At 53.4% G+C, this 13,109-nt stretch carries 8 protein-coding genes and 1 tRNA gene; 5 read left to right on the top strand and 4 right to left on the bottom strand.

What is annotated here, in order from left to right; translation table 11 throughout:
- Positions 1-210 precede the first annotated feature (210 nt).
- Both L21SP2_RS10010 and L21SP2_RS10005 read left to right on the top strand, forming a co-directional pair.
- Entirely contained in the window at positions 211-2,385 is a 2,175-nt protein-coding gene (locus L21SP2_RS10010) for a sodium-translocating pyrophosphatase (protein ID WP_024268385.1), read from the top strand.
- 73 nt (positions 2,386-2,458) lie between these two features.
- On the top strand, positions 2,459-2,701 hold the full coding sequence (locus L21SP2_RS10005; RefSeq protein ID WP_024268384.1) for a hypothetical protein: 243 nt from the start codon (positions 2,459-2,461) through the stop codon (positions 2,699-2,701).
- 1,076 nt (positions 2,702-3,777) lie between these two features.
- Here L21SP2_RS10005 and L21SP2_RS10000 read toward each other — a convergent pair.
- The 4 genes from L21SP2_RS10000 to L21SP2_RS09985 form a co-directional block, all read right to left on the bottom strand.
- A tRNA-Asn gene (locus L21SP2_RS10000) sits at positions 3,778-3,850 on the bottom strand.
- Positions 3,851-4,076: 226 nt separating this feature from the next.
- Positions 4,077-4,391, bottom strand: coding sequence for a hypothetical protein (locus L21SP2_RS09995; protein ID WP_024268382.1), 315 nt, complete (start codon positions 4,389-4,391; stop codon positions 4,077-4,079).
- Positions 4,392-4,506: 115 nt separating this feature from the next.
- Positions 4,507-5,271: a hypothetical protein gene (locus L21SP2_RS09990; RefSeq protein ID WP_024268381.1), complete on the bottom strand. Its 765-nt coding sequence runs from the start codon at positions 5,269-5,271 to the stop codon at positions 4,507-4,509.
- 1 nt (position 5,272) lies between these two features.
- On the bottom strand, positions 5,273-6,226 hold the full coding sequence (locus tag L21SP2_RS09985; protein ID WP_024268380.1) for a hypothetical protein: 954 nt from the start codon (positions 6,224-6,226) through the stop codon (positions 5,273-5,275).
- A gap of 42 nt (positions 6,227-6,268) precedes the next feature.
- On the opposite strand from L21SP2_RS09985, the gene mfd reads away from it, so the two are divergent.
- From mfd to trmB, 3 genes are all read left to right on the top strand, one after another.
- Complete coding sequence (gene mfd / locus L21SP2_RS09980) at positions 6,269-9,769, top strand: transcription-repair coupling factor (protein WP_024268379.1); 3,501 nt, start codon at positions 6,269-6,271, stop codon at positions 9,767-9,769.
- A gap of 158 nt (positions 9,770-9,927) precedes the next feature.
- Positions 9,928-12,324 (top strand): phosphoenolpyruvate--protein phosphotransferase, encoded by a 2,397-nt coding sequence (gene ptsP, locus L21SP2_RS09975; protein WP_024268378.1) that lies wholly within the window; start codon positions 9,928-9,930, stop codon positions 12,322-12,324.
- 6 nt (positions 12,325-12,330) lie between these two features.
- A complete protein-coding gene (gene trmB / locus L21SP2_RS09970) occupies positions 12,331-13,035 on the top strand; it encodes a tRNA (guanosine(46)-N7)-methyltransferase TrmB (RefSeq protein WP_024268377.1) in 705 nt (234 codons plus the stop codon).
- Positions 13,036-13,109 lie beyond the last annotated feature (74 nt).

Genomic DNA, 13,109 nt, shown 5'->3' with positions numbered 1-13,109 from the left:
GAGATATCATTCCGTATCCGTATATCCTGCATGATGATATATCCTTATTTCAGCTATTCCCTGCATGGAAAAACATTGCAAGGGTATTGAGGCAATGCTATCATTTTACCCAGTATACGGCAATTTGCATGCCGGGGTAATGTACCTCATCCCCGGTGACCGCAGCATGTCAGTCATCAGCCGGAAAATTTCGATGCGAAGGGGACCGCGATGTTTGGACTGGTAATTGTTGGAATTGTTGCAGCGTTGAGCTTTGCTGCCATCAATTATTACGGTGTACGGCGGATGGATGCCGGCACGGAAGCAATGAAAGAGATAGCGGCGGCCATCCAGGACGGGGCCGATGCGTTTATCCGGCATGAATACAAGGTGATCTTTTCCATTGCCGTATTCATTGCCATCGCCCTTAGCCTTCTGGTCAGCTGGTACACCGGCGTTACGTTCATACTCGGCGCCCTCATGTCAGCCACTGCCGGCTGGATCGGCATGAAAATTGCCACCCTCTCAAATGTGCGGGTATCCAACAAGGCCCGTCTCACCGAAAAACTTGGAGATACTCTGAAAGTTGCCTTCCGGGGCGGAAGCGTCATGGGGCTCAGCGTTGGGGGCTTTTCCCTTTTGGGACTTCTGCTGATCTACCTGATCTTCGGAAAAATTCTGGGCCAGACTGACCCCGCCAACATGAAAATCATCCAGAATGCATTGGGAGTAAACTTTATCCCCTTCACCATGACCGTTTCCGGGTACGCCCTGGGCTGTTCGGTAATTGCCATGTTCGACCGGGTGGGCGGAGGAATCTACACCAAAGCTGCGGACATGGGAGCAGACCTGGTGGGGAAAACCGAAGCTCATATCCCGGAGGATGACCCCAGAAATCCCGCAACCATTGCAGACAACGTGGGGGACAATGTGGGAGATGTCGCCGGTCTGGGCGCCGACCTGCTGGAAAGCTATGTGGGTGCCATTATCTCCAGCGTGGTTCTCACTGCATATATGTACTATACGAACATTTCCCAGGGAATTGAGTTCAGTAATAACCTTATGACAAATATGCTGAATTACCCCCTGTTTTTCGCCGCTCTGGGCATTCTGGGAAGTATTCTCGGCATCCTCTTCCTACTTGTGAAGAAAACCGGAGAAAACCCCCACCGGGAGCTGAATGTCTCGGTGTTCAGCTCGGCGGCGATCACTCTCGTATCCACCGCCGTTCTTACCTGGTATATATTCGGCGGCTCCGCTTCAGCCCAGCTTGAAGTGATCGGGTTCGCGGCCGGCTGGATAAGTCCCTGGCTTGCGGCGGTTCTGGGAATTGCAACCGGAATCCTTATCGGTCAGCTTGCTGAGCATTTCACCAGCTATCATTTCAAACCCACCAAAAAAATATCCCAGGCAAGCCGGGAAGGTACCGCCCTGAACATCACCCAGGGCCTGGCTGCAGGGATGAGATCAACATTCTGGCCCCTGCTGGTGCTCAGCCTCGCGGTAATCGGTGCACACTCCCTGGCAGGGCTGTACGGTGTGGCGATGGCGGCCATCGGCATGCTGAGCTTCGTCGTTTCAACCGTCAGCGTGGACACATACGGCCCCATAGCCGACAACGCCGGAGGAATCAGCGAAATGGCGAAACTGGCGCCACGGGTGCGGGAAATCACCGATGAGCTGGACTCCGTGGGCAATACCACTGCGGCAATCGGCAAAGGCTTCGCCATCGGCTCTGCGGCGCTGGCCGCCCTGAGCCTTTTTGCCAGCTTTCTATACAGCCAGGTGGGCCCCCAGACTGCCGGGGATTTCACCGGCCTGGTGCTCAACATGATCAATCCTCTGATCCTTGCCGGAGCCCTGGTGGGCGCGGCGCTTCCCTATCTGTTCAGCGGTATTCTCATCGATGCGGTGGCCAATGCCGCCAGGAAAATGGTTCAGGAAGTGCGGAAGCAGTTCAAGGAAAATCCCCTGATCCTCACCGGAGAAGAAAAACCTAACTATCGGGAATGCATAGAAATCAGTTCTGCCGGGGCTATCTCTGAAATGAAAGTTCCGGCTCTCATTGCCGTGCTCACCCCCATCGTCACGGGTTTTCTCCTTGGACCGGATTTCGTGGGGGGACTGCTCATCGGAACCACCTTGAGCGCCATCATGCTGGCTCTGTTCACCGCCAATTCCGGGGGAGCCTGGGATAATGCGAAAAAGTACATAGAACAGGGCCACCACGGAGGAAAAGGTTCAGAGGCTCATTCTGCGGCGGTAATCGGCGATACTGTGGGCGATCCGCTGAAAGACACCGTCGGCCCCTCTCTGGACATCCTTATCAAAATTATGGCGGTTGTCTCTCTCATCACCGTATCCATCTTTCAAAAATACAACCTGCTGGATTTTATTCTCAAATAGGTATGTGCATTCTGATACAGACTGAATCCCGCCCTCTGGATGGAATACTCCGGAGGGTGTATTATTACAGACAATGGAAACCACAATCCGGCCGGAAGAACTGATAGCCGAAATATACCGACAGCTTCATGAAGCACAGTCCCGGGGCAAAAATCCCGATACCGTGCTGATGAGTCTGGATCAGTACCGCCTTCTTGACTGGTACAGAAATTTCCTGGGCGAAACTCCCGAAGGCGGGGCGGAGTATCTGGAAAAATATGCCGTGTTCGGGCTGGAGATTCTCATAGAACAGGTTGAAAGCCCTCAGGTACAGTAATCCGGATACACCCTCACAGCGTTCGCACCCGGGATCTTTCATACGTTACTCGCATCGGCCCATGCCGCTGCGGTACGCACGATATGGTTTCGAGTCCACCTTGTATGAGTATAAAAAAATCCCACATGCTTAGCAGCATATGGGATTTTGTTAGCTCCCCCGGTTGGACTCGCCTTCCACTCAGCCACGTCCTGTGGCTTCGCTGCAGGCCGTCCCCCTCACTGCATCTTCATCCTGAAGATGCGCGCTCACAGTGTTCGCGCCGTTCGGGAGCTTCGAGTCCATCTTCTGCGAAAATAAAAAAAGCTGTCCGGGATAAACCCGAACAGCTTTTTTTTACTCCCCCGGTTGGACTCGCCTTCCACTCAGCCACGTCCTGTGGCTTCGCTGCAGGCCGTCCCCCTCACTGCATCTTCATCCTGAAGATGCGCGCTCACAGCGTTCGCGCCGTTCGGGAGCTTCGAGTCCATCATGTGAGAAAATAAAAAAAGCTGTCCGGGATAAACCCGAACAGCTTTTTTTTACTCCCCCGGTTGGACTCGCCTTCCACTCAGCCACGTCCTGTGGCTTCGTTACAGGCCGTCCCCCTCACTGCATCTTCATCCTGAAGATGCGCGCTCACAGTGTTCGCGCCGTTCGGGAGCTTCGAGTCCATCTTCTGCGAAAATAAAAAAAGCTGTCCGGGATAAACCCGAACAGCTTTTTTTTACTCCCCCGGTTGGACTCGCCTTCCACTCAGCCACGTCCTGTGGCTTCGTTACAGGCCGTCCCCCTCACTGCATCTTCATCCTGAAGATGCGCGCTCACAGTGTTCGCGCCGTTCGGGAGCTTCGAGTCCATCTTCTGCGAAAATAAAAAAAGCTGTCCGGGATAAACCCGAACAGCTTTTTTTTACTCCCCCGGTTGGACTCGCCTTCCACTCAGCCACGTCCTGTGGCTTCGCTGCAGGCCGTCCCCCTCACTGCATCTTCATCCTGAAGATGCGCGCTCACAGCGTTCGCGCCTTTCGGGAGCTTCGAGTCCAGTGTTGGACATAAAAAATGATCGGTCACCTTTCGGTAACCGATCTTTTTTAGCTCCCCCGGTTGGACTCGAACCAACGACCCAATGATTAACAGTCATTTGCTCTACCAGCTGAGCTACAGGGGAACGTCTTGACGACGAAGGTGAATGTACAGGATTGGAAAAAAACTGTCAATATGGTTTTTGGGAAAATTTAGTCAGTGCACAGAAGCTTGTGAAGAGTGTTTTCGCTGCTTTTTCGGGGGCATATATAGCGCTGCACTTTAGGCCCACCGCCATCGCTGGCGGCGGTTTTCATCCGCCGTTGTCGAATCAGGCTGTTTTACAAGCTTTGGTGCACTGCCCCTGGATATCAATGGACTTCCATGGGGGTGAGCTGAAACGCCTGTGAGCCTTTGCGTACCCAAATCCTCAGCAGCCGGATGGATTCGCCTTCAAAGCTGACCACATTTTCCAGCTCTTCGATATGGAGTACATCGTTGAGAGAGAAATCGTAACAGATCTGCTGCTCTTTTTCGAAGAGGTGTGCCAATAGCAGAATCCGCTGGGAATCATAGGGGTGCTTGCGGGGGGAGCCCTGATATTCTATACCCTTGTTTTCATAATCAGGTACACTGCTTATCTGAGGCAGCTGCTGTTCCACCGGGAACCATGTTAAGTATCGCATGATCATCCTCCCTTCTGAAAACATTGTAATATATCTTCGCCGGCGGAACAAACTGAAGAGTTGATATTATTGCAGGAGTTTTAGCAGTTCGCCAGCTTCAGCCTGTGCGGAGATTTCAGGCCGGAACATGGAGAAGCTGATGCAGAACCTGCAGATACTCTCCGCCGGGTTCCTGGATCAGCATTTCGGTCTGTGTTCCGGTCTCTCCCAGCCTCAGATCCAGAGTGATGCGGTAGTCCCTGATTTTCAGTCTGCAGCCTTTGAAAATGCATCCCGAGGGCAGATTCTTCAGATCGTTTTCTCCCAATCCGCTGAGACAGAGGTAATCGGGACTGAGTTCCAGGACTCTGGCTTTCAGGAGTTTCAGACTCAGCGGATGGGTCATCAGCAGGGTGATGGGTTCATCCTGGGAGGGGCGATACTCTCCGGGAAGGCTGGCAGCCGCCGGTTCTCCGCCGGGTCCGGTGTAGGGGAGATCCAGCCCTGTGGCGGGGGCTTCACTGATGCGCCGTGGAAGAATTTCTGTGAGAACATCAGGGGTTTCGGGGCCGTCCAGTCCCTGCTGGATAATAGCGATAACCGCCAGTGCGGCGGCCTTGTCCTGTTCCTTGGATTCTATTTGCTGTCCGGAATAGAGTATCATTCCCACATGTTCCAGCTCCGGTGTTTCCCGGCAGATGGGGATGCAGGTTTTCCAGTGCAGGGGGAAGTCGGTGACGCTCCAGAAGATGTAGTCCGGGGCAATTTCATCGAGGTTGTCGATGGCTTTCAGGGGGTGAAAATACTGGAATAGATGCACATCATCCCGCTGAAAATCCCGGAGGAGATTTTGAAGTTTATCCCTGTCTGAGGGTTCGGGGCTTACAATAAGTATGTTCATATTATTCGGTTCCCAGATTTATGACCTGATAGCGTACAATATACCAAATTCCGTCCCGTCGTTCGAGTTCGTATGTGAATCTTTTTATTTCGATATATTCTCCCTGATCATAGCGCTGTTCAACGGTCACGCTTCCCCGGTTGGGGTTGTAGCTGGTCTGCAGGATTTCATACTTCATGGGGATCAGGCTGATGCCTTCACCGGTCTCCGCATTCCAGAGTTCATCCCGGTACTCCTGAAGAACGTTTCTTCGTTCAAAGGCTGACATTCGGGTGTATTCCCGTTCTCTCCGGGCTTCATCTGTATACAGGCGTTCGATATCAAGATACTGAAGGAACTGCTCCTTCCGGGAATGCATTCGCGCTTCAAGCGTATAGGCCACCACTTCATCCGGTGCAAGGGCGGCATTCTGCAGCTCCTGTTCAACCGCTTCCTCCACACGGATCAGGCCGGCCTCATCTCTTCGGAATCCCTCCCGTACTGAAAGAGTGAGGCTGTTGGAGCGGATGCTGTGCTGAGTGCTGCTTCCCCCACGGAGTTCGGGGTAAAAAACTGCACGGACCATGTATATTCCGTCGGAGATGCTGCGGTAATCGTTCAATGTTTCAATGAAGGAAAATTCTTCCCCGGGCAGCAGGTCAATATCCCGGTAAAATACCCTTTGCGCCCCTGCCTCCACTCTGATAAAATTATCGCTTGGCGGAGTATTCATGTTGTCCATATCCCGGACATCGAAATCGATATTGTGAAGCCGATCATCTGCCAGACGGAACCGGTACGCATCGCTGCCGTCGTTCCGGATGGTGACCCGGATTTCTACCGGATCCTCGGGAAAGTATATTTGTTGATTATACAGCCGGATATTCAGTTCAACACCATCGGCGGCCCAGAGGGTTGAACCCAGGGCAAAGGTTATGGTCATAAGTACAAAGCGCGCAATCTGTTTTATCAGCATGAAATTCCCCTATATACACTACTACCATTATCGGATGGATTAATGAAATCATTATTGTATTCCAGTTTTTCACCCCTGTTAAAGGCATACCGGCCTTATAAGGAACTTTTCGCAGCCATGCAGAAGAATATGTACCCCCTGCACCTCTACGGGGTGCACGGCGGTCTTCTGAGCATGATTTTCGCGAAAACCCGGGAACGTCTGAATGCACCGCTGCTCATTGTGCTGCCCACCGAAAAGGAGGCGGAGGCTCTTTCCGACGACCTTGAGCGTTTCGGGCTGAACACCGCCATTCTTCCCTGGTGGGGCACCGTTCCCTACCGCACGGTTCCCGCCAACTCTCCTATGTTCGGCCGGAGGCTCAGGGTGCTGGATGGAATTCTTGACGGAAGCATAGATGTGGTGTTTTGCGGACTCCGCAGTTTTCTGTCGCCCCTGCCGCCTCCCGGGTATCTCAGGGCGGGGTACATCGAGGTCTCCCGGGGGATGAGTTTTGATCCCGGTGAGTTCGCCCGGGCTCTGGAGAAACTGGGCTACATGCGGGTGCAGAGAGTTTCGGTCCCCGGGGAGTTCGCCCTGAGAGGGGAGGTGTGCGATGTGTATATGGCGGGGGATGAAAACCCGGTGCGGATCGTGTTCGGCTGGGATGAAATCGAGCAGATCCGCCGTTTCGATGCGGGAAGCCAGAGTTCCATTGATGAACTGAAACAGATATCCATCCGCCCAAGCAGCGAAATTGTCTGGGATGAGGAGCGCATTGCCGTTCTCAGCTCCCGCCTGGAGCAGCTTCCGGAGCTCAGGCATCAGCGGGAAGAGATCATTGATCAGTGGATTATTCCCCGAAAGGAGGGGCATGAGCGGTTTTTCCCCCTGGCGTTTCCCGAAGATGAGCAGGCCAGCATTCTGGATTACCTGGGGGAGAAAAGCATCGGATTCATCGCCGAATATGAGCGCTGCTACAGCGCGGAAGAGAGTCTTCACCGTGAATACGGGGGAATGTACCGCAAGCTGAGGCATGGCGAACCGCTGCCCCGGCCCGAGCGGCTGCTGTTTGAACTTGAGACCCTGGAGAATGAAATCCACCGGCCGGTGCGCATGCCCCTGCTCAAATCGGCCCATCCCGAGCAGCATGTGAGCGGGCAGCTCGGCAGCGAAGAGGAGAACCCCCTGCTTCAGGAGGTGGCTCCTATAGACCGCAGCCGCCGGGCGGAGCTTCAGCCCGCAGCATCCCAGATCCAGTTTGATTCTGCGGGTGCACGGAGCTTCTTCGGCAATATCAGCTTTTTCAAGGAAGAGCTGGAAAACATGCTTCAGGCGGGGTACAGCATCTATCTCCTTGCGGATTCGGACGTTCAGCGCTCCCGTCTTGAGCATCTTCTGAAAGACTACGATATTACCATTCTGGCAGAGAGTATCTCATCGGGATTCAGCATTCAGGATCTTTCCGTGATGGTGATTCACGAGAACGAAGTGTTCGGCCGGAAACGGCGGGTGCCCAAGTCTGTCAAGAAGGTGAAGAGCGAAGCCATCGACAGTTTTGTGGAGCTGGATGAAGGCGATCACGTGGTGCATGTGAATCACGGGATCGGACGCTTCCGGGGCATCCAGCGCATCACCGCCGGAGGGAACGAGCGGGATTATATCAAACTTGAATATGCCAAGGAAGAATATATTTTCGTTCCCATTGAACAGGTAAACCTGATTCAACGTTACATCGGAAGCCAGGGCGCCGATCCCAGGCTGGATACCATCGGGGGAAAGAGCTGGGAGAAGCGGAAATCCAAGGTATCCAAACATGTGGAGGACCTTGCCGAGAGGCTGCTCACCCTCTACAGCCGGCGGAAAAAGGCATCGGGCTACGCATTCCCCCCGGATAACGAGTGGCAGATTGAGTTTGAGGCTGCGTTCCCTTTCGAAGAAACGGAGGATCAGGTTCGCTGTATTGATGAGGTGAAGGCCGATATGGAACGGCCGGTGCCCATGGACCGGCTGGTATGCGGAGATGTGGGATACGGAAAAACTGAAATTGCCATGCGGGCGGCGTTTAAAGCGGTGAGCTCGGGCAGGCAGGTTGCCTTTCTTGCCCCCACCACGATTCTGGCGGAACAGCATTATGAAAGCCTGCTGGAACGGGCGGCGGAATTTCCCATTAAAATCAGGATGATGAGCCGTCTTGTGAGCCGGAAAGATCAGCGCCAGACCCTGGAGGGACTTGCTTCCGGGGAGATTGATATGGTGGTGGGCACCCATAGAATCATTCAGAAAGATATGCAGTTCAAGAATCTGGGTCTGCTGGTGATAGATGAAGAGCAGCGCTTCGGTGTGAAGGACAAGGAGCGGCTGAAGGAACTGAAGGCGAGCATAGACTGTCTCACCATGTCGGCAACCCCCATCCCCAGGACTCTGCACATGAGTCTGTTGAAAATCCGTGATATGAGTCTGCTGAAAACGCCCCCCCATAACCGAAGGCCCATAGAAACCCATGTTGAAGCCTTCAATGAAGAACTGGTTGCCAAAGCGATCCGGAATGAGGTGGAACGGGGCGGCCAGGTGTTCTATCTGCATAACCGGGTGGAGACCCTGGAAAACGTCCAGCTCTTCCTCCAGAATGCGGTGCCTGAAGTGATGGTGGATGTTGCCCACGGTCAGATGAGCCCCCACGAGCTTGAGGATATTATGCACCGCTTTGTGCACGGGGGCTTCCAGGTGTTGGTGGCAACCACCATCATTGAAAACGGAATCAACATCCCCAATGTAAATACCATTATTATTGACCGGGCCGATATGTACGGCATCAGCCAGCTGTATCAGCTTCGGGGACGGGTGGGGCGAAGCGGGCGTCTGGCATACGCCTACCTGCTCTATCCGGAACAGAGAGCCCTGAGTGAGCTGGCCATGAAGCGGCTGCAGATTATCAGCGATCATACGGAACTGGGGTCCGGCTTCAAGATTGCCATGAAGGACCTTGAGGTCCGGGGTGCGGGAAATCTTCTGGGAAGTCAGCAAAGCGGAGATATCTACAGCATCGGTTTTGATCTTTATCTGAAACTTCTGGATCAGGCGATCCGGCGGCTCAGCGATCTGGGCGAAGAGGATCTTCAGGAGGTGTATCTGGAGATGGAGTACACGGGATTCATCCCCGACAGCTACATTTCCGACACCATGGAGAAGATGGAGGTGTACAAGCGGATTGCAGCGGTGAATACCCAGGAGCTGCTTGACGCCGTACACTCAGAAATCGCCGACCGTTTCGGTCCCATCCCTGAAGAGGTTGCAAGTCTGCTCAGTCTGGCGGAGATCAGGGTGCTGTGCCGGGATCTGAATATCTCCATGCTCCGGGAGCGGAAAGGAACTGCGGAGGTACATTTCGCCAAGGTCGCCAAGCTGAATATCAATAAAATAATGGAACTGATCCGCACCAGCGGAGGAGCGGTGAAAATCGATCCCAAGCGGCCGGAAGTTCTCCTGGTTGATACCAGCAAGGTGGGTCTGAAGGAAAAAAGCGAATACCTGCGGGATCGTCTGTCCACAATTGCCGGCTGACTCAACCGGCGGCAGGCCGGGCAGGTAAACAGGCTTGTGTCAAACTGAAACTGTGACTACTCAAATTGACGTTTTTCCTCTATGATGATGAAACAGTGGAAACTGTCCCAGGGCAGATATCCGCAGATACGATTACGAGAACGAATGGTGCAAACCACATGAAACAGAAAACAACTAAAACATCAAAATCCAGAGATGACAGAAGTTTTGATCTTCTCTGCAATATGGCCGAGCTCACGGCAATTTTCGAAAAAAAAGGATCCATACAGGAATTTCTTGTGGATGTGGTGGAGATGGTCTCCCAGCATATGCGAAGCCATGTGTGTTCGGTGTACCTGTATGACAGCCATAAGGACAGTCTGATACTCCGGGCCACCAAGGGGCTGAACAGCGAACTCATCGATACCCTTGAGCTTTCCATCGGTGAAGGCATTACCGGAATATCCTATAAGGAAATCCGGCCCATCCGGGAGGGCAAGGCCAGCCAGAGTCCCTTTTTCAAGGCCGTGCCCGGAAGTGCGGAAGAAAACTATGAAGCCTTTCTCGCCGTACCCATCAGAAGAGGGGTGAACAAGATCGGGGTAATCACCCTCCAGCATAAGGAACCCAACTACTTCACCCGCCAGGATACCCGGGCTCTCAGGGCAATTGCATCCCAGCTGGCCTCGGTGCTGGAAAATGCGGAAGTACTCATGGAACTCTACCAGGAGCGGGGACTGCAGGATGCGGTCAAACTGCCGCCGGTGATTCAGGGAATAGGGGCAGGAAGAGGACTGTGCATTGGTGAAAGTTTTGTCCTGAGACGAAAAGCCCAAAGTTTCCGGAAGATGAAAGCACCCGACGGCAGCATTCATATAGATGACCCTTTGCTTACAGCTGATTCAAATATTTTGTCCGGGGCGGAAAAACGGCACAGCCAGGATGATCAGCGGGAAGCGGTGACTGAAGAACTCACCCGTTTTGCCATGAGCCTCAGCAGCACCAAGGAGCAGCTTGAAGATATCCAGCGAAGTCTGGGGGATTCCATAGCCGAAGTCGCAGATATTATCTTCTCGGCCCATATGCTTATGCTCAGGGATGAGAATTTCTCCGGGGCCATGCAGACCCAGATTGAAGAGGGTAAAAGTTCCGAAGAGGCCATTCAGAATGTGGTGAACGATTATGTTGAACTGTTCGCATCCCAGTCCAATCCCAGAGTTCAGGAAAAAACCCAGGATGTTCTGGATCTTGGACACCGGCTGGTGCGAAATCTGAATTATCAGGGTCATCATATCCGACGGGATTTTTCCGGGCAGATCATCGTGGCAGCGGACATTTTCCCATCGGAGGTGGTGAAATTCGCCGCCGAGAAAGCGGAAGGTCTGGTAATGCTGGGGGGAGGAGAAACAGCACATGTGGCCCTCCTTGCACGAAGCCTGAATCTTCCGGCAATTTTCGTGAAGGAGCTGGGAATTCTCGAGCTTGAGGATGAAGTTCCCATGGTGATCGATGTGGAAGGGGGCAAGCTGTTTGTAAACCCCCGGCAGGCCGCCCTGGATGAGTTCCGCCAGCTGAAGGCCGACGAACTCCCCGAGCCGGCAATCCGTATCGATATTCCCGAACGGAGCAAGACTACCGACAATATTTCGGTGGAGATCCATGCCAATGTGAACCTGGTTCAGGATGTGAAGAATGCGGTGGATCAGAAAGCCGAAGGCATAGGATTGTACCGCAGTGAATTCCCCTTCCTGGTGCGGAATGATTTCCCATCGGAAGAGGAACAGACGGGCATTTACCGCAGAGTGCTTGAACCCATGGGGAAGAAACCGGTTCTCTTCCGCACCCTGGATGTGGGCGGGGATAAGCTGATCGGCTATAATCCCGAACACCGGGAAGCAAACCCCTTCCTGGGTTACCGGGGCATCCGCTTTTCCCTGGGGAATGAAGATATTTTCACCGAACAGATACGCGCCATTCTCCGGGCGGGCTGCGGCTACAATGTGGGAATCATGTTCCCCATGATCAGCAGCGTGGAAGAGTACCTTGCCGCAAGAGATCTGGTGTACCGTTCCATGGAGGATCTGAAAAAAGACAAGATGGATTTCTGTGAAGATCCCAGTCTGGGGGCGATGATCGAACTTCCAGCCGCTGCTGAAATTGCCGGCGACCTGGCGGAGATCAGTGATTTTCTTTCCATCGGAACCAATGACCTGATAATGTATCTGCTGGCGGTTGACCGTACCAATGAACGGGTGGAACAGATGTACAAACCCTATCATCCTGCGGTGCTCCGGGTGATTCAGCGCATCAGCGATTCCGTGGGAGATAAAATCTCCAGCCTGTCGGTGTGCGGCGAGGCGGGCAGTGACCCGGCCCTGCTTCCCTATTTTATCGGTTCGGGAATTCGAAAATTTTCCGTGGACCCGAAGCGGATTCTCAAACTGAAAGAAGGGGTCGCCGGCCTCAGCGCGGAACGCTGTGAAGGAATCGCCAAATCCATGCGGGAGATGAAGCGGCTGGACGAAGTTCATTCCTACATCCGGGAGCACATTATGCCCGGACAGGACACGGAGTAATTCACTATGAGTTCAAAACATCAGCCGGTATACGACGGCGGCGGTAAACGCCAGGTGCGCAGCTTTGTCCGAAGAAAAGGCCGGATGAGCGATAAGCGGGAGGAAGAGTACCGCAGGCTCATGCCCGTCCACGGCATTTCTTTCAGACCGGAAGAAACCGATCCCGCCGGGCTGTTTCCCGAACCCGGTGAGGTGGTTCTGGAGATCGGATTCGGTATGGGTCATGCCACTCTTGAACTGGCTGCAGGCAATCCCGGCATCAACTACCTCGGCATCGAGGTGCATGTACCGGGTGTTGCATCGGTGCTTTCAAAGATCGAAAGCATGGGCCTGAACAACCTGAAGATTATCGAACATGATGCGGTGGAAGTGCTGAAATATATGATCCCCCGGGAAAGCTTCTCCGGTGTCCATATTTTCTTTCCCGATCCATGGCCAAAAAAGCGGCATTTCAAGCGCCGTCTTGTTCAGACTGATTTTCTGAATCTGCTGGTGCCCCGGGTGAAGATGGACGGGTACATCTATATGGTGACCGACTGGGAGGATTATGCCCGGTGGATGAAAGAGCATCTGGGGGCCCATCCGGATCTGGAAAACCGGTACGACGGCTATGCTGATGCTCTTGCGTGGCGTCCTTCCACGGCATTTGAACAAAAAGGGCTGGACAAGAATCACATTATCAGGGAGCTGTTTTACCGCCGGAAGTCCTGAGCAAAACGGCCTGTATATACATGCATTAATCCCTGTGATATACTTATAAATATCCCAAAATGAAGGAATCTCAA

It is taken from the genome of Salinispira pacifica (genome assembly GCF_000507245.1).
GTDB classification, from domain to species: Bacteria; Spirochaetota; Spirochaetia; order DSM-27196; family Salinispiraceae; genus Salinispira; species Salinispira pacifica.
The sequence above is the reverse complement of the archived record's forward strand: the minus strand, read 5'-3'. Positions and strand labels throughout refer to the sequence as shown.